We start from the raw sequence: 23,596 nt of genomic DNA, 5'->3' as shown, positions 1-23,596 counted from the left end.
CCACGCCATGCCGGCGACCGTCGAAAGACGGCTGGGCCGCCTCGCCCAAGTCCGCCGTGCTGCTCGTGGATTGGATCGGCGAGCACTCGTACGGATCGGCATCGTCGCCGGGGCCCTCTACGCCGCATGGCTCGCCATCGGCGCTTTCGGCCGCCCGTACAACTTCTTCGATATGAAGATCTATCACGGCGCGATGGTCTGGTGGGCGGGCGGTAACGAGCTCTACAACTTCATCGCACCCAAGACCACCCTGGGGTTCACCTACCCACCGTTCGCGGGGCTGGTCATGCTGCCGATGGCGAAGCTTCCCATGATCCTGGCCGGATGGTTCAACATCTTCGGCAGCATCGCGGTGCTGGCCGTCATCCTGACCGCGCTGCTCCGCCCGATCGCCCACCGCCGAGGATGGTCGCTCTGGTTCACGGTGGGCATCGCGGTCCCGCTGGCGATCGCGATCGAGCCGGTACGGGAGACCCTCGGCTACGGACAGGTCAACCTGCTGCTCTTCGGGCTCGTCATGGGTGACCTGGTGGCGCTGCGCTGGCGGGCCCGGCGCGGTGCCCGACACGATCCCGCCGACGGTCCGCTGCGGCGACTGTTCTTCAGCGGTGCCTGGGCCGGGGTCGGCATCGGACTGGCCGCCTCGATCAAGCTCACCCCGGCGCTCTTCATCCTCTACCTGGTGGTCACCCGGCAGTGGCGGGTCGCGGCCACCGCGGTCGGCACCGCCATCGCGGTCACCGCCGGCGCCTTCGCGGTTGCCGGGCGGGAGTCGTCGAAGTACTTCACCTCGGTGTTGTGGCAGACCGAGCGGATCGGTGCTGCGGACATGACCCCCAACCAGTCACTGGCTGGCGTGCTTGCCCGGCTCTACGACTCGATCGAGACCCCCGGGTTGCTCTGGTTGTCGTTCGCGGTGCTGATGCTGGCGGTGGGCCTCTCCCGGGCCGCCAGTTCGCACGCCGACGGTGACGAGCTGACCGCTTTCACGCTGGTCGGGCTCACCGCCAACGTGATCAGCCCGATCTCCTGGTCACACCACCTGGTGTTCGTGATCCCGGCGATCGTCGTCCTCTTCGACGCCGCGGTCCGGCGGCGTGAGGCGAGTCGGGGTCTGGCACTGCGTACCCGGCCACTGGTGCCGAACCAGAACCTGCCGGTGATCGCCACGCTACGGTCGCCGATCTGGTTCCCCACACTGACCGGGTTCCGGCACGCAGCCGCCGCGCTCGGGCTCTACCTGCTGTTCCTGATCTCGCCGATCTGGCCGTACGAGCACCAGCTACCCGAGGTGTCGCACTACCAGGACGGTCTCTTCGGGGCGGTCATGGAGAACTCGCTGGCACTCGCCCTGATCGTGTTGGTGGCCGCCCTGCCGTGGCGGCCCGGTGCCGAGCCGGTCTTCTACTCCGAGTACGCCCGAGCCGACCGCCGCAGCGTGCCCACCCGCTGACCAGGTCCACTGGGCCGAACGCAGCACCCGTCCCCTGAGCAACTGTCGAAAGCCGGTCAGGGGACGGTCGGAAGCTGACGACTCAGGGGCAGTTGACCCACTCTTCTCCGCCGTCGGCGAAGACCTGGTGCTTCCACACCGGCAGGCGGGCCTTGACCTCGTCGACCAGCCGGGCACAGACCGCGAACGCCGCCGCCCGGTGGGCCGTACTCACCGTCGCGACCAGTGCCACGTCACCGATGGCCAACGCGCCGACCCGGTGGGAGACCGCCACCGCGTACACCGCCGGATCCGCCGCGATCTCGGCCGCCACCTCACGGAGCACGTCCGACGCGGTGGGATGGCCCTCGTAGTTCAGTCGGGTCACCGTACGACCATGATCGTGGTCGCGCACGACGCCCTGGAACGACACGACCGCCCCGGCCCGGGGATCCGCGACCGCCGCCTCGTGAGCGGCAAGGTCGATCGGCTCCTCGGTGACCGCAACCAACGTCACCTGTCCAGCAGTTCCCACAGTCACAGAGCTTTCCCTTCGTTCGCGACTGCGGGGCTCGCAAGCTCAACTCGCATTCCGGCGTCCCCGCGTCCCACCCGAGCGACCCCGGAATGCTCGCTCCTCGCGCTCACAGGCGCTCCCCGAACAGCAGCGGCAATGGTACGACCGACACCCGCTCACCCGGTTCGCCCTGGGTGCCCGGCGGGATGACCGCGAAACCGTCGGCCTGGGCCAGTCCACGCAGCATCGCTGAGCCGACGTGCCGGACCGGGTGGGCGGTGCCCTGCGCGGGGTCGACGCGTACCAGGGCCAGGTGGGTGTAGTTGCCTCGACCACGGATCGGCTCGGCCAGCGTCGCCTGCGGCAGCACCGGCATCGGTCGCCCCTGGAGACCGGCCAGCAACGGGGCGACCAGCGACACCAGCGCGACGATCGCGGACTGCGGGTTGCCGGGCAGGCCGGCCACGAACCGGACCCGCCCGTCCGCTCCGACCACGCGGGCCAGCAGCATCGGGAACCCCGGGCGTACGGCCACCGTGTTGACCACGTACTCGGCCCCCAGCTCGGTCAACGCCGGGTGCAGGTGGTCGACGGGACCGTGCATCGTGCCACCGGTGGTGCAGACCAGGTCGGCCCGATCGAGCGCCGCCCGCAGCGCAGTCACGTGCGCTGACAGGGTGTCCGCCACCGGGCCGATCACGTCGGACGGGTCGACGGTGCAGCCGTACCGGCGGAGCCAGGCCGGTACGGCCGGCCCGAGCGCATCCCGTACCCGGCCGTCACCCGGCCGCCCGGTGGTCAACAGTTCGTCGCCGAACACCAGCAGCGCCGCTCGGGGTGCCCGTCGCACGCGGAGCACGTCGTAGCCGCAGGACGCGGCGAGTCCGACGACCCCGGGGTCGACCGGGGTGCCGGCCGGCAGCAACTGCTCCCCGGCCCGTGCCTCCTCACCCGGAGCGCGCCATTCCGGTGCCGGTCGCAGCACCCCGGTGATCCGCCCGTCCCCCGTACGGGTCGACTCCTCGACGCGCAACACCCCATCGGCACCGACGGGCACCATGGCGCCCGTCGCGATCTCCACCGTGGTGCCGTCCTCGGTCAGCGGTACGGGGACGCTGCCGGCCAGGGCCCGTCCCACCACCCGCCACGGTGGCGCACCGCGTACCGCCCACCCGTCGACGCTGGAGCAGGGAAAGGCCGGTAGGTCGGTCAGGGTGGTGAGCGGCTCGGCCAGCGTCAGCCCGTCGGTGTCGGCCAGGGGCAGTTCGACGACGGGCGCGGCGGCCTCCCGACCCGCGGCATGGACCTGTGAACGGGCCAGGGCCCATTCGGTCGGCGACGCGACGGCAGCCGGATCGGTAACCACGACAGTCTCCACGCTCATCAGCTCTGTTCTTCGTTCCCGGGGTGGTCGCCGCCGCGCAGCTGATCCACGGCGTGCACCAGGATCGGCCCGAGTACGGCCAGCCCGTCCCGTGCGCCGCCGGTCGACCCGGGCAGGTTCACCACCAGCATGCGCCCGGCCACCCCGGCCAGTCCCCGGGACAGCGCCGCCGCCGGTATCCGGTCCCGGCTGTGTCCACGGATCGCCTCGGCGATTCCGGGGATCTCGCGGTCGATGACCGTGCGGGTGGCCTCGGGCGTACGGTCGGTCGGGTTGATGCCGGTGCCGCCGCTGGTGACCACGACGTCCATCCCATCGGCCAGTGCCTGGCGCAGCGCCTGTGCGACCGGCTCGCCGTCCGGCACCACCACCGGTTCGTCGACCTGACAGCCGAGGTCACGTAGTCCGGTGACGAGCAGGGGACCGCTGGTGTCCGCGTACACCCCGGTCGACGCCCGGTTGGAGGCGACCACGACCCGGGCGCGGATCACGGCCGGTCCTGTGGTCTGGTCCAGTCCCCGGTCTTGCCGCCTTCCTTGCGCAGCACCCGTACGCCTTCCAGGGAGGCTGCCGGATCGACGGCCTTGACCATGTCGATCAGGGCGAGTCCGGCGGTGGCCACGGCGGTCAGTGCCTCCATCTCGACCCCGGTCCGGTCGGCGGTCCGGACCGTTGCGGTGATCTCCACGGTCGCGCCGACCAGTTCCAGTTCGACGGTCACCCCGTGCAGGGCGATCGGGTGACAGAGCGGGATCAGGTCCGGGGTGCGCTTGGCTCCCATGATGCCGGCCAACCGGCCGACGGCCAGAGCGTCGCCCTTGGGTAGGCCGTCGCGGCGCAGCAGTTCGACGACTTCGCCGGTGGTGTGTAATCTCCCAGCGGCGACCGCTCGGCGGCCGACCACCGGCTTCTCCGACACGTCCACCATGCGGGCCGCCCCGGCAGGGTCGACGTGAGTCAGATTCTGTTGAACTGTCACCCTGTGAGCCTAGCCCGGGGGTATGCACCGCCTGTCGGGCACACGATGATCCGGCACACGCCTCTGACCAGCGGTCGAGCGCGGCGCTGTACATAACCCGTTCCAGAGCTCGACGCTGTATGCACACCGGCGCAACCAGCGACGGACCAGGAATGCGGATATTTCACGCTGATCGGACGCGAACCAACGCGCTCAGCTTCCATATGCGGACACAACGTAGCAAGATATCGCAGGATTATCGGAATTCGCGTATAGCGACATTTAACAGTACAAATTTTTTGCCCTGTCGCCTAGGGTTCCCTACATCGCAACGATGGCCAAGCGATTTAGCCCCGGCCCCCGAAACGAAGAAGGGATGACATTATGCGTACCACCGACTGGCTCTGAGTAGAGCTGCCAGACATCTGCAAAGAGCCGTAGGCTAACGAAGCACGTCACGCCGCCAGGCAGGTATGGATGAGTGGCGACCAAAAGGACAGGTGTGGCTGGCACGAAGCAACGCGACATTGGGACCGATCGGCGGCTGATGCTGCTTGTCGGTCTCGTCGTCGTTTCTGCGGCAGCAGCGGCGGCGATCAGCATTGGCGCCATCGTTACCGGCCCGGATTTGACATTTGATGATCTCTCCACGGCCGCGAAACTAACTTTTCTGGTCGCGGTCGGCGCCACGGTGAATGTCCGTATCCGAATCCGCGCCAGCACCCGCGCCACCTCGTGGACCGAGGTCGCATTCCTCATCGGGCTCGCGGTCGCCCCGACCCCGTGGGTGATCCTCTGTACCGGCCTCGGCGTCGGAATCGCCCGCGTGCTCCTCCGGCTCGCTCCGATGAAACTGGCCTTCGGCATCGCCAAGGACATGCTGCTGGCCGGCACCGCCGGGCTCGTACTCGCGCTCTTCGAATGGCAGTGTCCGATCGCCGGCACGGCACAGCGCCTGATCGTCCCCCTGGCTGTCGCCTACCTCGCGACGGTGGTACTCGACGAACTACTCACCCTGCCCGTCCTTGCGCTGGCCACACACGTCAGACTCCGGGGACTCTTCACCGAACACTGGGACCTGCGGATCGCGAGTGCGGTCGCCCGCTTCCTCGTCATCCTCTGCACCATGCTGATCCTGCGGGTGGACACCAGCCTCCTGCTCGTGGTGCCTCCCCTGGTGTTGAGCCTCCATCTCGCCTACTCCAGCCGCGTACGCAGTCGATCCGAACAAGCGGCCTGGCAGCGGCTGGCCACCGCGACCGACGCCCTCAACGACGTGAACCTGGAAGCCGTCCTGTCCACGGCGATCAGCAGCGCCACCGAACTGTTCTCAGCCGACGCGGTCGAGGTCGAACTCCACGACGGAAGCGTCCACCGGACGATCCGTGGCAAGGCGACCGGAATCACCTTCGACGGCCCGCCGGACGAAGCCCCGGACCTGTCCGGAAACTTCATCCCCGTACGCCTCGACGGCCACGACGGCGGACCCGACGTCGGCACCCTGCGACTGCACTTCCGGGGTCCGGTGAAGCTGTCGGAACGTGAGCAGTACACCCTCCAGACGTTCGCCTCCGCCCTCTGCACCGCGATCCGCAACGCCTCGGCGTACGCCGAACTGGTCCGGGTGGCCGATGCCAACGCCCACGCCGCCGCCCACGACGCACTAACCGGCCTCGCCAACCGGCGACACCTGCTCGACCTGGGCACAAGACAGCTGAGCCAGCACCACGCGGACGGGGTGACCGCTCTTCTCCTGATCGACCTGAACCACTTCAAGGAGGTCAACGACACCCTCGGTCACGCCGCCGGTGACCGGGTCCTGATCCAGGTGGCCGACCGCCTTCGCGCCGCCGTACAGGAGGAGGACCTGGTGGCCAGGTTGGGCGGCGACGAGTTCGCGGTCCTGTTCCGTGGCCTGCCGGCTCCGGCGATGGCCGCGCACCGGGCCGAGGCGGTGCTGGCCGCACTACACGTCCCGATCGACCTCGACGGCATGCGGATCAGCGTCGAAGCCAGCAGCGGCATCGCGGTCGCCCCGGGCAGCGGCGGCATGACGGAACTCCTCCGCCGGGCCGATGTGGCGATGTACCAGGCCAAACGCGCCGGACAGCGGATCGCCACCTACACCCCGGCACGGGACACCGCCGACGTCGGCCGACTGGCCCTCGGCGGCGATCTGCCGCGTGCCGTGGCCGATCACGAGTTCTCCGTCAACTTCCAGCCCATCGTCGACCTCAACACCGGTGAGGTGGTGGCCGCCGAGGCACTGGCCCGCTGGCAGCACCCCGCACACGGCACTATCGACCCGTTCCGGTTCCTGGAGACGGTGGAGCGGTCCGGCCTGCTGCCGGCCTTCGCCGAGGCCGTCCTCGACCAGTCGCTGGAGGCGGCCAACAGTTGGCGTGAAGCCGGATTCGACCTGCCGGTAGCGGTGAACGTATCCCCGCGCAGCCTGCTCGACGCCCGTTTCCCGGATTCGGTCCTGGCCCGGCTGAACGCGCACGACCTCCCCCCGGACCGGCTCATCCTCGAACTGACCGAAACCCTCGCCATCAGCCAACTGGAGGTCGTCGACCAGGTGCTCGGTCAGTTCCGCCAGGCCGGGATACGACTCGCCCTGGACGACTTCGGCACCGGATACTCGTCGCTGTCCGCGCTGTCCCGGATCCCGGTGCACGAACTGAAGATCGATCGCGCCTTCGTCATGGCAATGGAGACCTCGACCGAGGCCGCCGCCGTAATCAGGTCCACTGTGGATCTCGGTCGCAGCCTCGACCTCGTGGTCGTCGCCGAGGGCGTGGAGAGCGAGCCCCAGCGCCGCGCACTGTGGGATCTCGGCTGCTCGGCCGGGCAGGGCCACCTCTTCGCCCGGCCGATGCCGGCACCCCGGCTACTCGCCGCCCTGCACCGTGGCTCCGGCGGGCGGCCCGGCAGCCTCGCGCCACCGCTGCACGACGAGGGAGCAGTGATCCGTTTCTCGCCGGGCCGACGCCCGAATGGACGGGGTCGGGCAGATCGTCTGCCACACTTGCCTGCGTGAAACCAGCCGACCCACCATCCGGTCTCCGTCGTTACTGGTTGCCACTGAACCGGGCGGCCGGTGGGCTCGCTGCGGACCTCGTCCTCTACTCCCTCTCCGCCGTCTTCGCCGCGATCACCGCCGTAACCTCCACTTTGCTGCCGCACCGGGCCTGGGGTTCGGTCGCCACAGTCGGTTACCTGATCGCCACGCTGGCGGTAGTCGGACAACTCGTCGTCCGCCGACGCAGTCTCCACTCGCCCCTGGCCGGTGTTCCGGCACGAGCCGTGCTCACCGTCGTGACCTGGTCGACCACCGCCCTCCTGCCACTGGTATGGCAGAGCATCCAGCGCGCGGCCGGCCGTACCGACCGGGCACAGGAGGAAGTCGTCGTCATCGAACAGTCCGGTGCCCGGCTACTCGACCACGGCACCCCATTCCTCGACCGGGACGCGATCGCCGCACTCCCGGTGGATGAACGACTGCTCGGCTACACGCCGTACCAGCCGGGGATGGCGCTCTTCGGACTACCCCGGGCCATCGTCGGCAACACCTGGTGGAGTGACGCCCGGATCTGGTTCGCCCTGGCGACCTCCATCGCCCTGATCATCGCCGTGCTGGTACTGCGTCGGTCGGACAGCACACCCGCTGCGGCGGTCACCCGTGGCACCGCTGAGGCCGTCACCCGGGACGCGGCGATCGTCCGGGCGGTACAGCTGGCCACCGTACTGCCGGTCTGTGCCCTCACCCTCGCCACCGGCGGTGACGACATACCCGTACTCGCCCTGTGCCTGCTGGCACTGGCACTGTGCGCGGCCCGACGGGAGGGAGCCGCCGGCGTGGCGGTCGGCCTCGCTGCCGCGCTCAAGCTCTTCGCCTGGCCGATCGGATTGGTACTGCTGGTCCTCGCCGCGACCCGGGGACGTCGGACGTTCCTGCGGCTGGCAGCCGGAACCGTCGGCCTGCCGGTCCTCGCGCTGGTCCCCGCGCAACTGGTCGACTCCGCCGCGCTGGTCGAGAACGTGCTGCGCTTCCCGCTCGGCCACGGTCTCGTGACCAGTCCCGCACAGTCACCGTTCCCCGGCTACCTGATCGCCAACACCGTGCCCGGCGGCCGGATCGTCGCCGCCGTACTGCTGGTCGCGGCCGGGCTGACGATCGCCGTCTGGCTCGCCCGCCGCCCACCACGCACCGCCGCCGCAGCCGCTGTCGTCTGCGGGTACGGACTACTGACCGCGATCCTGCTGATGCCCTCCACCCGGTTCGGTTACCTGCTCTACCCGGTCGCCCTCCTGGCCCTGGCCCCGGCACTGCGCCGCGCACAGCCGTCGCCGGTCGAGACCCCCGACCGCGTCGACCCACTGGTCCCCTCGACGCCATGAACCTCTCCTCGACGCCATGAACCCGAACGGCCGCCCAGAGCGCGGTGTGCTGACCGCAGTGGCGGTCGGCGGGGCGCTCGGTGCCGCGGCCAGGTACGGGCTGGCGACGGCATGGCCGACCACACCCGCGGGCTTCCCCTGGGCGACGCTGGTGACCAACCTGCTCGGCTGTGCTCTGCTCGGCGCGCTCATGCAGGTCATCGGCAGCCGGCGGACAGCGCACCGGTTGGCCCGCCCGTTCCTGGGCACCGGAGTCCTCGGTGGGTTCACCACCTTCTCCACGTACGCCGTGGAGACCCGCGAGCTGTTGGCTGCCGGTCGCCCCGGTCTGGCAGCGGGGTACGTCCTGGGCACACTGGCCGGTGCCCTGGCCGCCGTCCGGCTCGGTGCCTGGCTGGCCACCAGGCTGGCACCGGGCGGCCCCCGGTACTCACCGAAGGCACCCCGACCATGACCTCCCCGTGGGCGGTGACCCGATGACCCTGCTTCTGGTGATGGCCGGCGGGGCGGTCGGCGCGGCCTGCCGGTTCCTCGTCGACCGGGCGGTGACCGCACGGACCAACGGGGCGCTGCCCTGGGGCACGCTCCTCGTCAACGTGGCCGGTTCGCTGCTGCTGGGCCTGCTGGCGGGGGCGGGCAGCACGTTGCCGGGTTGGCTCGGCCAACTCGTCGGTACGGGTTTCTGCGGTGCGCTGACCACCTACTCGACGTTCAGCCACGAGACCGTACGACTGGCCGACAGCGGGCCGGGTGGAAGGCCACGGGCGCTGCTCTACGTCGCCGTGACGCTCACCCTCGGGCTGGGCGCCGCCGCGCTGGGCTGGCTGATCACCCAGCCACGCTGACCCGGTGGTCGGGCTGTCCGCTCGGCCACGCTGACCCGCTGGTCGGGCTGTCCGCTCGGCCGGCTGTCGCCGTACTCCCTGAGGTTTTATGCGCGGTCTGCCGGCGGGACGGGGCGTCGAGGCGTACACCTTAGGAATGACCACGATCTACCGGGACCGTGCGGATGCCGGTGCGGCGCTGGCGGAACGGCTCACCGCACTCATGGGTCAGTCGGATGTCATCGTCCTCGGGCTGGTCCGGGGCGGTGTCGAGGTGGCCGCCGTCGTGGCCGACCGGCTCAGGGTCCCGCTGGACATCCTGGTCGTCCGTAAACTCGGCGTACCCTGGGCCCCCGAGGTGGCCTTCGGCGCGATCGGACCCGGTGGGGTGCAGGTCCTCACCGACGGTCCGGCGGGACAACTCGATCCGGACCAGGTCGCCGAGGTGGTCCGGCGGGAGACCGCCGAACTTCAACGCCGGGAACGTCTCTACCGGGCCGACCGCCCACCGCTCGATCTCAATGGCCGTACCGCGGTCATCGTCGACGACGGGCTGGCTACGGGTGCGACCGCGCGCGCCGCCGTGGCGGTCGCCCGCCACATGGGGGCGAAACGGGTCGTGGTCACGGTGCCGGTCGGCTCGATAGACGCCTACGAGGCGCTGGCCGCAGCCGCGGATGAGGTCATCTGCCTGCAGAAACCGCCGGATTTCGCGGCGGTGGGCGCCTACTATGAGGACTTCCACGAGGTATCCGATGAGGAAGTTGGAGCCATGCTGACAGCAAAGGCCTAACTTGAGCCGGTACCTTCGAGAGATGCATCTGACTTGTCCGAAGTGCCATGGCGCGATGCGCCAGTACGAGCGCAGCGGTGTGACCATCGACCAGTGCGGCGAGTGCCGCGGAATCTTCCTCGACCGTGGCGAGCTTGAGAAGCTCTTCGAGGCCGAGGCCCAGTGGAACCGCCAGCAGGGTGGCGCGCCCGGCGTGCCCCAGCCGGCTGGTGGGTACCCGCCGCCTCCGCCGCCGCCCCCGGCCCCCCACCAGCCGGGGTACGCCGCACCGGGTCACGTCCCGCCGCCCCCGCCGCCGGTTTCGCACGGCTACCCGCCGGCCCCCGCCTACGGCGCACCGCACCACGGCTACCACGGGCACTACCGGCACAAGCGCCACAAGGGCTTCCTCGGCGAACTGTTCGACTGATCCCCCTTCGTGATCCGCGTGATCGGGGACCAACTCGCGCGTGTCGTCGGCGAGTCGCGACGGACACCCTGATCACGCGGATCCTGTAACACCCTGTGCTGTCAGCTCAGACGACGCTGTGTGTTGTCGGCGTCGAGCGACGCTGCGATGTCGTCATCGAACGACGCCGCGATGTCAGTATCAGACGATCGCCATGTCGACGAAGCGGGACAGGTGAAGCTGGGCGGCAACCGTCACCGTGTCGGTGGGACCGTTCCGGTGCTTGGCGACGATGAAGTCCGCCTCACCGGCCCGGGGCGACTCCTTGTCGTAGTAGTCGTCCCGGTGCAGCAGGATCACCACATCTGCATCCTGCTCGATCGAGTTATGGGTAGCGATCCCGTTGGCGATGAAGTTATGGGAACCGAGCACGGTGGCGTCGTAGACATCCATCTCGCCCAGTGACTCGATCGAGACGATTTCATCCCAGAAGACGTCGTTCGTGGCATGCAACTCCAGGTCTGCGGAGTCGAGCACACCAGCAATCGCGGATAGACGCGACCGGCTGGGCGAGTGCTTCCACATCGTGCTGCCGCAGAACTGCGTACCGACTGCGGCGGCAAACTCCCGATGCGACATGTCCCGTTCGAGTAGCAATTGCCGAACCTTGTTCCATACCTCCTTCGGCACCGTGTCGACATTGGGGTTAGTCTCCCGCTCACCGAGCACCGCAAGCAGTGTCGCGCAGTTCACCGAGCGTAGGCCGTGCACCCCGATCTCACGCAGGAAGCGCAGTTGGTCGTCGCGACCGGAGATGTCGAGGGTGTACTGGGGCCGCCGGTTCGCCACCTGAACCAATCTCAGGCGTGCCGTAATTCCGTACCTGAGCAACAGGCGCGAGATATCCTCGAGCATCCGCCGGCTCGTAGAGCTGAAGTAGACTCGGCCACTACGGCCGGACTTGTTGATGGTCACGGAGCCATCCGTCGCCCACAGATGGCGAAGGAACAAGGTGACCTGCTCCTTCGGTAGTGCGAAGACTCCCTTCGGAACGAACTTCTCGTGAGAACGCAACCCGAACAGGCCAAAACTGTCCAGCCAGGCGGCAATAGGATTACGTCGTCCCCTAGCCAGCCGGTAGGGGGCAGGTAGCCGCAGGGTGGTTACGCGTGCCGCCGCGTACTCGTCGCGCACAGCAGTGATTCCGAAGTACTTCGCTGCGTCGGCCACAGCCTGCAGGTTGTGCTCGTCCTGGCTGGCGTAGCGAATTGGCTGATGTCGCACGAACGAACCATCGCCGAGCAGGTGGGCCAGTAGTACGACTTCCGCTTCGGCCCAACGCTTCGGACTCAACGGTGGTGGGATGTGCCGGGGGGCGGCGATCCGCGAACCAGGGGCGAGGTCGCCAAGCGCCCGCCATCCGTCGAAGGTCAGGAACGGGTGGTTGGAAGTTGCATCGATCTGCTTACCGGAGGTCAACGTCATTCGGAAGACCTCGCGGGTTCCGCTCGGAAACACGTGGGTCATGGTGCGCGGCGTGTAGCGCAGCTTCTCGTCAAGCGCCCAGACGGGAATGTCTCGCGCTCCGCTGGCGAGCAGTTCGCCCATGGTCACTTCCGAGTTGTCGTCCGCACGGATTACCCGGGTCGCTGCGGTCAGGCAGCCGCTTTCCCGCAGGTCGGACAACTGCGGTCGCTTGTCGGTACGCTGCTCCGGCCCACGGTTGAGCTGGCTCACCGCGATGACCGGGCACTCGACCTCCTTGGCCAGCAGCTTCAGTCCACGGGACAGTTCGGCGACCTCCTGCTGGCGACTCTCCGTACGCTTCGGCGAACTCATCAGCTGGAGATAGTCGACGACGATCATCTTCAGGTCGTGCCGCTGCTTGAGTCGCCGCGCCTTGGCCCGGATCTCCATCAGGTTCATGTTCGGCGTGTCGTCGACGAAGAGCGGTGCCTCACTGATCTCGCCCATGCATCGGGCCAGCTTGGTCCAGTCGTCGTCGGAGAGCTGGCCACTACGCAGGACATGCAGTGGCACCCGGGCCTCGGCGGAAAGCAGCCGCATGACGATCTCGACCTTGCTCATTTCAAGGGAGAAGATCGCGCTGGCCTGGTTCGCACGAATCGCCGCGTTTCGGGCAAAGTCCATAGAAGCGGTCGATTTACCTAAACCGGGTCGTCCGGCCACAATGATCAGCTGGCCCGCATGTAGCCCGTTGAGCAACCGGTCCAGGTCGCTGAATCCGGTCGGCACACCGGTCATCACCCCGCCCTGGGCACCGACGGCCTCGATCTCGTCCAGGGTCGGCTGAAGCATGTCGGCGAGTACCGCGAAGTCCTCGCTCACCCGCCGCTCGGTGACCTCGTAGACGGCCTGCTGGGCCAGGTCCACGACGTCGTCCACATCCCGGCCGCCACCGGCTGCCGAGCCGTAGCCGAGCTGCACGATCCGGGTGCCCGCCTCCACCAGACGGCGCAGCACCGCCCGCTCGCCCACGATCCGGGCGTAGTACGAGGCATTGGCCGCGGTCGGCACGCTGGCGATGAGCGTGTGCAGGTAGGGGGCACCACCGATCCGGGCCAAATCGCCGGAGTCGGCCAGCGCGGCGGCAACGGTGATTGCGTCGGCAGGCTCGCCCCGACCGTACAGATCGAGGATGGCGTCGAAGATCGTCGCGTGCACCGGACGGTAGAAGTCGTTCGTCTTGAGGATCTCCACCACGTCGGCGATGGCATCCTTCGAGAGGAGCATGCCGCCGAGGACGCACTGTTCCGCAGCGATGTCCTGCGGCGGCGTCTTGTCGTACTGGTTCTCCCGCTGAGCCGGAACGCCCGATGATGGCGTGCCGGGCCGTAGGTCTGCCCGCACGTCGTCGCTGACCGACACCGGCTCCCCCCTCCGCAGCCTCGGCTATCTCCCGGTGATACCACCTGGAGTACGACGTTGTTCGCTTCGGCCTAGGTCGGACGGCTCGACCGGGGGTTGTCGCTTCGTCCGAGCAAGGGTCGAGGGGTAACCATACGAAAGAGCAGGTCAGAAGCTCAACCAGGGCGGTGGACGGGTCTTGGGACAACTTGTGGACAGCGGCCTGGATGGTGTGTGCGGACCTGTGCACAGCCTGTGGACAACGACTGGGAATACTGGCCAGTACCTTCCTGACCTGCAACTATTCCTTCCCCAGCCTGTGGACAAGAAAAATCCAGGCGGCGAGCAGACCGTCGTCGAACAGCACCCGATCATCATCGACGAATCTGCCTGTACGGCTGATTGTGATATCGCCAGGGATGGCTGTCCAGAGGGCTGTCTCCCCGAGGTGTCACCGTTCAGCCCACGAGTCGCCGCTGCCAACGAGCTGTTGCCGCCGGTGAGCCGTTCACCTCCCGGGTCATCGCTGCCGCCCGGAGACCGTACGCAGAGACGAGAACGGGGTGCCACACCCGATGGTGTGGCACCCCGTTCTTCGTATGACAGCTACTTGGCCGCCACCACGTTCAGGTCGAACTTGGCGGTGACCTCCGGGTGCAGCTTGACGCGCACGGCGTACGAGCCGACCGACTTGATGTGGCCGGGCATCTCCAGCCGACGCCGGTCGAGGACCGGGCCGCCAGCGGTCTTGACCGCGTCGACGACCTCGGCCGGGGTGACCGAGCCGAACAGCCGGCCGCCCTCACCGGACCGGGCCCGCAGGCTGACCTTGAGCCCTTCGAGCTGGCCCTTGACCTCGTTGGCGTGTCCGAGGTCGCGGATCTCCCGAGCCGAACGGGCCCGCTTGATGACCGTGACCTGCTTCTCCGCACCCTTGGTCCAGGCGATCGCGAAGCCCTGCGGCAGCAGGAAGTTACGGCCGTAGCCGTCCTTCACCTCGACGATGTCGCCCGGGGCACCGAGGCCGGACACCTCCTGAGTCAGGATGATCTTCATGTCGGTGCCTCCTCTCAGCGGGCCGTGGTGGTGTACGGCAGGAGCGCCATCTCACGGGCGTTCTTGACCGCACGAGCGATCTGCCGCTGCTGCTGCGAGGTAACCCCGGTCACCCGCCGAGCGCGGATCTTGCCGCGGTCGGAGATGAACTTGCGCAGCAGCGCGGTGTCCTTGTAGTCGATGTAGGTGATCCCGTCCTTGTCGAGCGGGTTCACCTTCTTCTTCGGCTTGCGCAGTGCCGCAGCCTTTGCCATTGCTCTTGCTCCTGGTTTGCGATCTCGGGCGCTCGGCGCCATCAGAACGGGGGCTCGTCGTCGACGAAGTTCCCGCCGCCCGAACCGGAACCCGAGGAGGCTGGCGCTGCCGTGGCCCAGGGGTCGTCGAAGTTGCCTCCGCCACCCTGGCCGCCACCACCACCGGAGGCACCGAAGCCGCCGCCGGAACGCGACATCTTCTGCACCTTCGCCGTGGCGTACCGCAGCGACGGGCCGATCTCGTCGACCTCGAGCTCGATGACGGTACGCTTCTCACCCTCGCGGGTCTCGTAGGACCGCTGACGCAGTCGACCCGAGACGATCACCCGGGCACCACGCTGCAGTGACTCGGCGACGTGCTCGGCCACCTGACGCCAGACGGTGCAGGAAAGGAACAGCGGTTCGCCGTCCTTCCACTCGCCGGATGCCTTGTCGAAGCTCCGGGGCGTCGAAGCGACCCGGAACTTGGCGACCGCCGCGCCGGACGGGGTGAATCGCAACTCGGGGTCATCGGTCAGGTTGCCGATGACCGTGATGGTGGTTTCTCCTGCCATGACCAACTCCTCGCGCCCTCATCACTGTCTGCCGTCAGGCTGCCAGAGCAGTACGACAGAGTGGATGAGGCTGATCCGGGCGTGCCGGGAACCGGGGCGTACCGGGAAACGCGGTCAGCGCGTCTCCGGCCGGATGACCTTGGTGCGCAGCACCGACTCGTTGAGTCGCAGCTGACGGTCCAGCTCAGCCACCGCCGCAGGCGTCGCCTGGAGGTCGATGACGGCGTAGATGCCCTCGGCCTTCTTGTTGATCTCGAACGAGAGGCGCCGGCGGCCCCACACGTCGAGCTTCTCCACCGAGCCACCCGCGGTCCGGATCACGTTGAGGTACGTGTCGAGCGACGGGGCGACGGTGCGCTCCTCGAGGCTGGGATCGAGGATGACCATGATCTCGTAATGACGCAAGACGTGCTCACCTCCTATGGGCTAGCGGCCACGGTCCTTCCGTGGCAGGAGGTCGTGCGTCGTTGGCCCGGATATGCCGTGGGCGGATCCCGCGGTGACCCGGACAACCTGGCCAGGATACCCGCAGCGACGACCTACTGCGATATCGGTACCCACGCCCGGCGAACGGCAGCAGTAGAAGGTCCCTTCCTTCGCCGAAAGCGATGGAAAGGGACCTTCTGTGATGAGCCGCGGGACGCCGGTCCGCATTCTTTGGGTGGGACCTGGGGAGGAACGACCACACCGATGAGGTTGGACGATAGGCGCCCCGCGGAGCCTATGCTGTTGTCAGCTTAAGCCAGAAGAGTCCGGCATGTACGCTGAATTCCGAAAATCGGAGATGTCCCGATTGACCGATCATCTCGTCGGGAGCGGGCAACGCCCTCCGCCGCGCCGGGCCGCACGGCGGAGGGTGCCCACGGGACGCTGCCTGAGGCAGCTGGTCCCGTACCAACAGGTCCTCCGGACCGGAGCCGCACAGCTCGGCCCGCCACCGCCGACCGCACAGCACCCGAGACTGCGGCGCTGGGGCGTCGGCTGGGCAACGGTCGCACGTGGCCTCCAGGTCTGCGGGACGGCAAGGCAGTCGGCGGATCAACGGAATCGACCGACGTACCGACCTCGCCCTTCACCCGGGCTAACGACCAGTCACCTGCCCGGTGACGCAGCCATCGCACGGACCAGACATCGACGACATCGACGACCCGCCCCTCCCCGCTACGTCGGTATCGCGACGTAGGCTCGCCACCATGCGTATCGGAGCCCATGTCGACCCGACCGACCCACTGGACGCTGCCGCCATCCGTAAGGCCGAGGCCGTCCAGTTCTTCCTCGCCGATCCGCAGGGCTGGAAGGCTCCCGAACCACGCGCGGACGCCGAACAGTTGCGGGCCGCCGACGTCGACATATTCATCCATGCCCCGTACGTCATCAACGTGGCGACGCTGAACAACCGCATCCGGATCCCGAGCCGGAAGCTGCTGCTCAGCCACGCCACCGCAGCCGCGACGGTGGGTGCCAAGGGTTTGATCGTCCACGGCGGGCATGTGAGCAAGGGCGACGACGTCGCGGTCGGCTTCGACAACTGGCGCAAGACCTTCGCCTACGCGGCAGAGCATGGCGGGTTCGCCACCCCGGTGCTGATCGAGAACACGGCCGGCGGGGACTACGCCTGTGCCCGCCGATTCGACGCACTCGCCAGGCTGTGGGATGCGATCGGCGAATACGAGGTGGGCTTCTGTCTCGACACCTGTCACGCGCATGCGGGTGGCGAGGAGCTGCTCAACATCGTCGATCGGGTAAAGGCGATCACCGGCCGAATCGACCTGATCCACGCCAACAACTCCAAGGACGGTTTCGGCTCGGGTCGGGATCGACACGACAACTTCGAACACGGGATGATCGATCCCGACCTGTTGGTCGCAGTGGTCCGGGCAGCGGACGCCCCGGTCGTCGTCGAAACGCCAGGAGGGGCCGATGGGCAGAGCGCGGACATCGCATACCTGCGTGACCACGTGGGCGGATAGGAAACGGACGCCATGACCACGGACCAGTCGAACGCCACCGAGCCACCCGTCCCGGCTACCGCAGAGCCCGCCCGCCCGGGCTCGTCGGGCCCGACCGAGCCGTCCGATCCGGAGGGCCGGGCCGGCTCACCAACCCCCGACGGCGGCGCCCCGGCAGCCGGTGCCGCTCGGGCCGACCATGCCGAGGACAGCAACACGACCGGGAAATCCGCCAAGGACGGGAAATCCGCCAGCGACGACGGTGGGGCGACGGACGAGGGCAGGGCGAAGGACGACGCGAAAGGGAAAAGCGGGGAGAACGCGAAGGACGGGAAGAACACGAAGGACACGGGAGAGACCGGGAACGGAAAGGGCGACAGGACCGAGGTCAGCCCGACCGACAGCACCTCCGCCGATCAACCGACGGACAAGTGGGCCGCCTTCGGCCCCGCCCCCGAGCCGGTAGTTGGCCGGATCCGCCGGTTCTTCTGGAGGATCGGTCGGGGACTCGTCCACGAGTGGACCCTGGCCAGCCTGGCCAGCCTGGTGCTGGCCGTACTGATGACCTGGCCGACCCTGCGGTACCCGTTGCACACCATCCCGCAGGACGCACTGGACCCCACCCTGCAGGCCTGGCAGCTGGCCTGGTCCGGCCACATCCTGCTGACCGACCCGGCACAACTCTGGCACTCCAACACGTTCTATCCGGAGCAGTGGAGTTTCGCGTTCTCCGACACCCTGCTCGGCTATGCGCCGGCCGGGATGATCGGTGACGGTCCGGTCGCGGCGGTCCTGCGTTACAACATCCTCTTCGTACTGGCCCACGCCCTGGCCACCTTCGGGGCGTACGCGCTGGTGCGCCAGCTCGGAGCCGGCCGGATCGGTGCGGCGGTCGCCGGGGTGGCCTACACGTACGCACCCTGGCTGTTGGCCCAGGCCGGGCACCTGCACATCATCTCCAACGGCGGGATCCCGTTGGCGCTGGCCATGCTGGCCCGGGGGCACGGTTATTCGCTGCGGCACGGCTACCGGCCGGAACGCCGGCACGCCGGCTGGGCGTTCGCCGGGTGGCTGGTCGCCGCGTGGCAGATCACTCTCGGCTTCGGCATCGGCGTGACATTCGCGTACGTCCTGGCACTGATCGTGCTCATCGCCCCGGTTGCCTGGTACATCCGGCGGACCTGGGGCCGGGGCGCGTGGCGGCCGTTCGGCTGGAAGCTGTTCCTCTCCGACCTGGCCGGTGGTGCGATCTTCGCCGCGACCGGCGCGTTGCTGGCGATCCCCTACTTCAAGGTCGCCGACCTGCACCCCGGCGCGGAGCGGACCCTCGACCAGGCCAGGGCGTACGCACCGCCACCCACCGGGTTCCTCACCGCACCGGCGGAGTCCCGCATCTGGGGTGAACTGCACGAGCAGGCCCGTGCCGGGTTGAGCTGGCCCCCTGAGATGACCCTCCTGCCCGGCTTCGCACTGTACGCGCTCGCCCTCGGCGGCCTGTTCTTCTCGATCTGGACCGTACGCCAGCGGCTGTTCCTGCTGGCCGGAGTGCTGGCAACCGGGATCCTCGCGATGGGCCCCCGGTTCTTCGGCGGTACCTACACCTTCAACCCGCTCTTCGAGTACCTGCCCGGCTGGAACGGCGTCCGTACCCCCGGCCGGCTGATGTTGTGGACCACCCTGCTCCTCGGCATCCTCGCCGCCGGTGCGGTAACTGCCCTGGCCGCCCGCGCCCGGGCGGTGGCTGCGGAACGGGTGCCCCCGTGGCCCGGCCCGTGGCTGCGACTGGTCACCCTCCTGCCGCTGGTACTGGTGCTCGTCGAGGGGCTCAACGTCACACCGCACCCGATCGTGCCGACCCAGCCGGCGGCCATGCGCACCGTCGGGGGTCCGATCCTGGTGCTGCCCAGCACACAGGACATCGACCAGAACGTGATGCTCTGGTCGACCAGCCGGTTCCAGAAAGTGGTGAACGGCGGCAGCGGGTTCACGCCCGAGAAGTTGGACGAGATACGGAAGAGCACCATCAGCTTCCCCGACCCGGCCAGCATCGAGTACCTGCGGACCCTGGGCGTACGGACCGTCGTGCTGCTCCGCCAGCACGTGACGGACACGCCGTGGCAGTCGACCATCGATCAGCCGGTCGACCACCTCGGCATCCAGCGCGAGAACATCGGGGAGACCGTGGTCTACCGGCTGTAGGCCGGTGTGGGTTCCCTCCCATTACGCAGGCGCAGCAGCCACGGCGCGTCCGGGGCACCGTCGATGATCCCGCCGTCCGGGTCGTCGGGATAGGTGGCCCGGACCGCGTCGTGCTCCGGCCGGAGAATGTCCCGCACGATCAGACCGCAGAGCACGGCCACGGTGATCAGCCGGAGGCTCGCCGCCAGCACGAACACGCCCTCGGGGAACACCTGTTTGCCGGCCGCCCCGAGCAACTCGCCGTAGAAGGCGACGAAGTAGCAGACCTCCGCGAACTGCCAGGCCAGGAACGCCCCCCACCTCGGCCGGGCCAGCACCGCCAGCGGCAGTAACCAGAGTACGAACTGCTGGGACCAGACCTTGCTGAGGATCAGGAACGCGGCGACGACGAGGAAGGCGAGTTGCGCCAACCGGGGCCGGCGCGGTGCCAGCAGCGCAAACGCGCCGATCGCGAGGCAGGCCAGCCCGAAGAGGGCGTACGACAGGTAGTTGAGCGTCGGGATGTTGCCGCTCAGCCACTGGAACACCCCCTGGTCGCCGGGTGCGCCGGACTGCCACTTGCCGTCCAGGTAGCGCCCGATGTACCACAGCGTGCCCCAGTCGATCGGCCGCTCGGTGTTGAGTTCGAAGAAGCGGTCCCAGTTCTCCCGGTACGGCACCGCGACGGGCAGGTTGACCAGGACCACCGTGACGACGGCCGAGCCGATCGCCGTCAACGCCTGCCGGACCCGGCTGGCCCGGATGGCAAGGACGAGGATCGGCCCGAGGATGAACAGTGGCCACATCTTCGCTGCACCGGCCAGGCCGAGCAGGACGCCCGCCGCGACGGGCCAGCGTTTCGCCCAGGCATAGAGCCCGAAGGCACCGAGCCCGATGGCCAGCAGGTCCCAGTTGACGGTGGCGGTGAGCAGCAGAGCCGGCGAGAGGGCGAACATCGCGGCGTCCCATGGTCGTCGACGGCGTAGCGAGAGGATCACCGCTACGGTGGCGACCGCCAGCACACTGAGCACCAGGGCGTTGAGGTTGTAGAACCACATTCCCTGGTTCAGCTCCGGCCGGGTCTCGCCGAGGCTGTGTACGGGCAGCCCGAGCGCGCCCATGAAGTAGCCGGTCACCACCGGGTATTCGACGGGGTGGTCGCGGTAGGGCACCTTGCCCTCGTTGAGCCCCTCGGCGTAGTAGAGCGCCAGCACGTCGGTGTAGCAGAACCGGGTGTACTGCACGTTGTTCTGCCAGGCACCGTCCTGGCAGGGCGACTTCTGGATCCAGTGCAGGGCGAGGGTCAGGCAGACCAGGGCCAGCACGATCCGGGCCGCGGTCCAGAACCGGCCCTCACGGTCGGCTGGACGGTCGATGCCGACTGCGTGCTGGCCGAGTGGCCCGCCGATGAGCTCGGACACTCCGCGTACGAACCGGTCCGACCGGGACGGATGGTCGACCTTCTCAGGCTCATCGATGCTGGCCGTCGACTGCGTGCTCATGAACAGGCATCCTGCCGTACTCGGCGGGGTTTCGTCCGGCCCGGTGGGACCGTGTCGGCGGGGTGTACCAAAAACGCCGGGGGCGGTCGGGTTGCCCCGACCGCCCCCGGCGGCTGTCATGCGATCAATTTCGTGGTCTCGGCGTCGTCGACGGTAACAAGCCACCGCCGGTACCACCGTTTTGTTCAGGGTCGTTCGGCCGGTTCGGCCCACCCGGACCGTTCGGCCCACCCGGAGTGTTCGGCCCACCCGGCGTGTTGCAGGCCGGGTTCAAGTCGCTGGGGAACGGGCAGAGAGGGTTCACCGGCGGGGCCGTCGGCGGCGCGGGAGAGGAACCGTTGCCCGAGGTCGGGTCACCGATGTTCGCCGCGTCGTGGAATCGCTTGATCTCCTGCCCCTTCAGGGCGTTGTTCATGAACTTCTGCCAGATCTCACCGGGTAGGGTGGCACCACCGACATCCTTGCCGTTCTTGTCGAGGATCTGGGGCTTCTTCGGGTCCTTGCTGCCCACCCAGACGGCGGTGGCCAGCTGCGGTGTGTAGCCGACCATCCAGGCGTCGGCATTGTCCTTCGAGTCGTATTCCCAGGTGCCGGTCTTGCCGGCGGCTGGCCGGCCACCGTCCAGGCTCAGTCCGTTCTTGCCCGGAATCTTGGCCAGCGTGGCGGTGACGTCGTCGACCACCTTGGTGTCGATACGGCGCTTCGGGTCGAGCTTCTCACCGTTGATCTTCACCCACTTGCCGGTGTCTTTGTCCTGCTTCTCGATCGAGATGACGAAGTGGGCCTTGTTGTAGGTGCCCCGGTTGGCGAGGGTGGCAACACCGTTGGCGTGTTCGAGCACCGTCACCGGATACTGCCCGTAGGCCACCACGTTGAAGAACGGATCCGGTGCGACCTTCTTGCCGGACTCCTTCAACAGGTTGACCGGCCTCGGCGGGTTGTCGGAGGTGGTCCACATGGTGGTGATGCCGGCCGCCTTGGCCATGTCGACCACCTTGTCCGGACCGATCTCGGCGGTCAGGTGGTAGAAGGGCACGTTGTAGGACTGGACCGTGGACTCCTCCAGTGTGCACCAGTCCTTACAGTCTGGACTCCGGCCAGCGTTCTGCACCACGATCTTGCTGTTGGGAACCTTGTAGTTCGTCGACTTCCAGTGCGACAACAGGTGCTTGCCCTCTTGTAGACCGGCGGCCAAAGTGTAGATCTTGAACGATGACCCTGGCGGGTGGCCGCCACTGAGCACCCCGTTGGCGAGGGTGTTCTTTCCGGCGTAGTCGATGTCCGCCCCGCTGTCGCCGCCGTAGTAGGCCAGCACCTGCCCGTTCTTGGGGTCGATCGCCACCACCGCAGCCATCAGGTTTGCGGGCTGGTCCGCCAGCACCGAACCCTTCTTGGCCCGCATCGCCGCGTTCTCGACCGCATCCTGCATCTTCGGGTCGATGGTGGTCTTGATCTTGTACCCGTCCTCCTTCAGGGCGGCGGAGCAGGTCGGCTTCCCGTCGGTGGGCTCGGCCGCATTGGTGCAGATCCCCATCGCGGCCATCTCCTCGCGGATGTAGTTGACCACGTTGCCCCGCGGGGTCTTCACCCCGGCGCCCATGCCGTTGCCGTCCTTGGGCGGCAGGACCTTCGGGAACTCGGCCGGCCGCTGGTCGGGGGACAGCCAACCCTCCTCGACCATGCCGTTGAGGACGTAGTTCCAGCGGTCCTTCGCGCCCTCCGGGTTCTGGGCGGGGTCGAACCCCTTGTGCCCGGTCGCCGCGTCCGGCATCGGCTGCTTGATCACGCCGGCCAGCACCGCCGCCTGTGCGACGGTCAGCTTCTCCGTCGACACGCCGAAGTACGTCTGCGCCGCCGCCTCGATGCCGTACGCCCCACGCCCGAAGTAGATGACGTTGAGGTAGTGCTGCATGATCTCGGGCTTGTCGTACTGCTCGTTCAGCTTGGAGGCGAAGATCGCCTCCTTGACCTTCCGGGCGTAGGAGTCGTCCTTGAGGTTCTCGTACGCGTTACGGGCGTACTGCTGGGTGATGGTGGAGGCACCCTGCTTGGTGCCACCGGTGAAGTTGTTCCACGCGGCCCGGGCGATACCGACGTAGTCGACACCCGAGTGCTTGTAGAAGTTGCGGTCCTCGGCTGCGGCGACCGCATACTGCACGTGCTGCGGGATCTGGTTCTGGGTCACGAAGGCGCGGTTCTGCTCGCCCAGCCTGGCAAGCTCCTTCTTGCCGTCCCTGGCATACACCGTGGTCGCCAGCGGCATCGAGATCTTTTCGGGCAGGACCACATTGGTGGAGTAGTAGGTGAACCCGACCACGCCGAGACCGGCCAGCATGATGAAGACCGCGAACGAGGCGATCAGTAGGTTGACCCGCTTGCGGCGTTTGGCCTTCCGCAGCGCGTCCGGATCACCGCTGCCGGCCGCCCGGGACCGACGCCCCGACCGGCCCCCCGGGGTGCCTGGCTCGTCGGAGCCGGGACCGCCAGGGGAGACCGGCCGGACCGAGGCCCGACCGACCCGGGCGGAGCCACCGACCG

The 23,596-nt window shown here is 68.1% G+C and carries 20 protein-coding genes; 9 read left to right on the top strand and 11 right to left on the bottom strand.

What is annotated here, in order from left to right:
• Positions 1 to 7 precede the first annotated feature (7 nt).
• Entirely contained in the window at positions 8 to 1,453 is a 1,446-nt protein-coding gene (locus tag ACFQ4H_RS21425) for a glycosyltransferase 87 family protein (RefSeq protein ID WP_377572972.1), read from the top strand.
• An 82-nt stretch (positions 1,454 to 1,535) separates the two neighbouring features.
• Here the strand turns inward: ACFQ4H_RS21425 and ACFQ4H_RS21420 are convergent, their stop codons facing one another.
• The 4 genes from ACFQ4H_RS21420 to moaC all read right to left on the bottom strand — a co-directional run bounded on the left by ACFQ4H_RS21420 (position 1,536) and on the right by moaC (position 4,312).
• On the bottom strand, positions 1,536 to 1,967 hold the full coding sequence (locus ACFQ4H_RS21420; protein WP_377573094.1) for a molybdenum cofactor biosynthesis protein MoaE: 432 nt from the start codon (positions 1,965 to 1,967) through the stop codon (positions 1,536 to 1,538).
• A 109-nt stretch (positions 1,968 to 2,076) separates the two neighbouring features.
• Positions 2,077 to 3,333, bottom strand: coding sequence for a molybdopterin molybdotransferase MoeA (locus ACFQ4H_RS21415; protein ID WP_377572970.1), 1,257 nt, complete (start codon positions 3,331 to 3,333; stop codon positions 2,077 to 2,079).
• Positions 3,333 to 3,824 carry a MogA/MoaB family molybdenum cofactor biosynthesis protein gene (locus ACFQ4H_RS21410; protein WP_377572968.1) on the bottom strand — a complete coding sequence of 164 codons (492 nt, stop codon included), beginning with the start codon at positions 3,822 to 3,824 and terminating at the stop codon, positions 3,333 to 3,335. Before ACFQ4H_RS21410 ends, ACFQ4H_RS21415 begins: the two co-directional genes overlap by 1 nt.
• The gene (gene moaC, locus ACFQ4H_RS21405; protein WP_377572966.1) at positions 3,821 to 4,312 is read right to left on the bottom strand and encodes a cyclic pyranopterin monophosphate synthase MoaC; all 492 of its coding nucleotides are present in this window, start codon (positions 4,310 to 4,312) and stop codon (positions 3,821 to 3,823) included. Before moaC ends, ACFQ4H_RS21410 begins: the two co-directional genes overlap by 4 nt.
• A gap of 526 nt (positions 4,313 to 4,838) precedes the next feature.
• Between moaC and ACFQ4H_RS21400 the strand changes: the two genes are divergently transcribed.
• The 6 genes from ACFQ4H_RS21400 (at position 4,839) to ACFQ4H_RS21375 (ending at position 10,718) form a co-directional block, all read left to right on the top strand.
• Positions 4,839 to 7,331: a putative bifunctional diguanylate cyclase/phosphodiesterase gene (locus tag ACFQ4H_RS21400; RefSeq protein WP_377573091.1), complete on the top strand. Its 2,493-nt coding sequence runs from the start codon at positions 4,839 to 4,841 to the stop codon at positions 7,329 to 7,331.
• Positions 7,328 to 8,692 carry a glycosyltransferase 87 family protein gene (locus tag ACFQ4H_RS21395; protein WP_377572964.1) on the top strand — a complete coding sequence of 455 codons (1,365 nt, stop codon included), beginning with the start codon at positions 7,328 to 7,330 and terminating at the stop codon, positions 8,690 to 8,692. The genes ACFQ4H_RS21400 and ACFQ4H_RS21395 overlap by 4 nt, the downstream gene beginning before the upstream one ends.
• Before the next feature lie 16 nt (positions 8,693 to 8,708).
• A complete protein-coding gene (gene crcB, locus ACFQ4H_RS21390; protein ID WP_377572962.1) occupies positions 8,709 to 9,146 on the top strand; it encodes a fluoride efflux transporter CrcB in 438 nt (145 codons plus the stop codon).
• A gap of 22 nt (positions 9,147 to 9,168) precedes the next feature.
• Positions 9,169 to 9,537, top strand: coding sequence for a fluoride efflux transporter CrcB (crcB, locus tag ACFQ4H_RS21385; protein WP_377572960.1), 369 nt, complete (start codon positions 9,169 to 9,171; stop codon positions 9,535 to 9,537).
• Between the two features lie 136 nt (positions 9,538 to 9,673).
• Positions 9,674 to 10,309: a phosphoribosyltransferase gene (locus ACFQ4H_RS21380; protein ID WP_377572959.1), complete on the top strand. Its 636-nt coding sequence runs from the start codon at positions 9,674 to 9,676 to the stop codon at positions 10,307 to 10,309.
• A gap of 22 nt (positions 10,310 to 10,331) precedes the next feature.
• A complete protein-coding gene (locus ACFQ4H_RS21375) occupies positions 10,332 to 10,718 on the top strand; it encodes a TFIIB-type zinc ribbon-containing protein (protein ID WP_377572957.1) in 387 nt (128 codons plus the stop codon).
• A 180-nt stretch (positions 10,719 to 10,898) separates the two neighbouring features.
• On the opposite strand, the gene ACFQ4H_RS21370 is transcribed toward ACFQ4H_RS21375, so the two are convergent.
• The 5 genes from ACFQ4H_RS21370 to rpsF all read right to left on the bottom strand — a co-directional run bounded on the left by ACFQ4H_RS21370 (position 10,899) and on the right by rpsF (position 15,834).
• The gene (locus ACFQ4H_RS21370; protein WP_377572956.1) at positions 10,899 to 13,586 is read right to left on the bottom strand and encodes a replicative DNA helicase; all 2,688 of its coding nucleotides are present in this window, start codon (positions 13,584 to 13,586) and stop codon (positions 10,899 to 10,901) included.
• Positions 13,587 to 14,171: 585 nt separating this feature from the next.
• Positions 14,172 to 14,621 carry a 50S ribosomal protein L9 gene (gene rplI / locus ACFQ4H_RS21365; RefSeq protein ID WP_377572954.1) on the bottom strand — a complete coding sequence of 150 codons (450 nt, stop codon included), beginning with the start codon at positions 14,619 to 14,621 and terminating at the stop codon, positions 14,172 to 14,174.
• Positions 14,622 to 14,635: 14 nt separating this feature from the next.
• Positions 14,636 to 14,875 carry a 30S ribosomal protein S18 gene (gene rpsR / locus ACFQ4H_RS21360; RefSeq protein ID WP_091551811.1) on the bottom strand — a complete coding sequence of 80 codons (240 nt, stop codon included), beginning with the start codon at positions 14,873 to 14,875 and terminating at the stop codon, positions 14,636 to 14,638.
• A gap of 41 nt (positions 14,876 to 14,916) precedes the next feature.
• Entirely contained in the window at positions 14,917 to 15,429 is a 513-nt protein-coding gene (locus ACFQ4H_RS21355) for a single-stranded DNA-binding protein (RefSeq protein WP_377572953.1), read from the bottom strand.
• Between the two features lie 114 nt (positions 15,430 to 15,543).
• Positions 15,544 to 15,834 (bottom strand): 30S ribosomal protein S6, encoded by a 291-nt coding sequence (gene rpsF / locus ACFQ4H_RS21350; protein ID WP_208810571.1) that lies wholly within the window; start codon positions 15,832 to 15,834, stop codon positions 15,544 to 15,546.
• A gap of 788 nt (positions 15,835 to 16,622) precedes the next feature.
• On the opposite strand from rpsF, the gene ACFQ4H_RS21345 reads away from it, so the two are divergent.
• Positions 16,623 to 17,399 carry a deoxyribonuclease IV gene (locus ACFQ4H_RS21345; RefSeq protein WP_377572951.1) on the top strand — a complete coding sequence of 259 codons (777 nt, stop codon included), beginning with the start codon at positions 16,623 to 16,625 and terminating at the stop codon, positions 17,397 to 17,399.
• 12 nt (positions 17,400 to 17,411) lie between these two features.
• Positions 17,412 to 19,577: a hypothetical protein gene (locus ACFQ4H_RS21340; protein ID WP_377572949.1), complete on the top strand. Its 2,166-nt coding sequence runs from the start codon at positions 17,412 to 17,414 to the stop codon at positions 19,575 to 19,577.
• Here ACFQ4H_RS21340 and ACFQ4H_RS21335 read toward each other — a convergent pair.
• Entirely contained in the window at positions 19,565 to 21,058 is a 1,494-nt protein-coding gene (locus tag ACFQ4H_RS21335; RefSeq protein ID WP_377572947.1) for a glycosyltransferase family 87 protein, read from the bottom strand. The two genes, ACFQ4H_RS21340 and ACFQ4H_RS21335, sit on opposite strands and share 13 nt — an antisense overlap.
• Positions 21,059 to 21,182: 124 nt before the next feature.
• On the bottom strand, positions 21,183 to 23,596 hold a 2,414-nt coding region (locus ACFQ4H_RS21330), incomplete at its 5' end, for a transglycosylase domain-containing protein (RefSeq protein ID WP_377572945.1).

It is taken from the genome of Micromonospora sonneratiae, assembly GCF_042679305.1.
Lineage (GTDB): Bacteria > Actinomycetota > Actinomycetes > Mycobacteriales > Micromonosporaceae > Micromonospora_H > Micromonospora_H sonneratiae.
This window is presented reverse-complemented; position numbering and strand designations above follow the sequence as displayed.

Coding starts and splice junctions, on each gene's coding strand:
- ACFQ4H_RS21425 (WP_377572972.1), top strand. CDS start 8: ATGCCGGCGACCGTCGAAAGACGGCTGGGCCGCCTCGCCCAAGTCCGC.
- ACFQ4H_RS21415 (WP_377572970.1), bottom strand. CDS start 3,333: ATGAGCGTGGAGACTGTCGTGGTTACCGATCCGGCTGCCGTCGCGTCG.
- ACFQ4H_RS21400 (WP_377573091.1), top strand. CDS start 4,839: ATGCTGCTTGTCGGTCTCGTCGTCGTTTCTGCGGCAGCAGCGGCGGCG.
- crcB (WP_377572962.1), top strand. CDS start 8,709: ATGAACCCGAACGGCCGCCCAGAGCGCGGTGTGCTGACCGCAGTGGCG.
- crcB (WP_377572960.1), top strand. CDS start 9,169: ATGACCCTGCTTCTGGTGATGGCCGGCGGGGCGGTCGGCGCGGCCTGC.
- ACFQ4H_RS21380 (WP_377572959.1), top strand. CDS start 9,674: ATGACCACGATCTACCGGGACCGTGCGGATGCCGGTGCGGCGCTGGCG.
- ACFQ4H_RS21375 (WP_377572957.1), top strand. CDS start 10,332: ATGCATCTGACTTGTCCGAAGTGCCATGGCGCGATGCGCCAGTACGAG.
- rplI (WP_377572954.1), bottom strand. CDS start 14,621: ATGAAGATCATCCTGACTCAGGAGGTGTCCGGCCTCGGTGCCCCGGGC.
- rpsR (WP_091551811.1), bottom strand. CDS start 14,875: ATGGCAAAGGCTGCGGCACTGCGCAAGCCGAAGAAGAAGGTGAACCCG.
- ACFQ4H_RS21355 (WP_377572953.1), bottom strand. CDS start 15,429: ATGGCAGGAGAAACCACCATCACGGTCATCGGCAACCTGACCGATGAC.
- ACFQ4H_RS21345 (WP_377572951.1), top strand. CDS start 16,623: ATGCGTATCGGAGCCCATGTCGACCCGACCGACCCACTGGACGCTGCC.
- ACFQ4H_RS21340 (WP_377572949.1), top strand. CDS start 17,412: ATGACCACGGACCAGTCGAACGCCACCGAGCCACCCGTCCCGGCTACC.
- ACFQ4H_RS21335 (WP_377572947.1), bottom strand. CDS start 21,058: ATGAGCACGCAGTCGACGGCCAGCATCGATGAGCCTGAGAAGGTCGAC.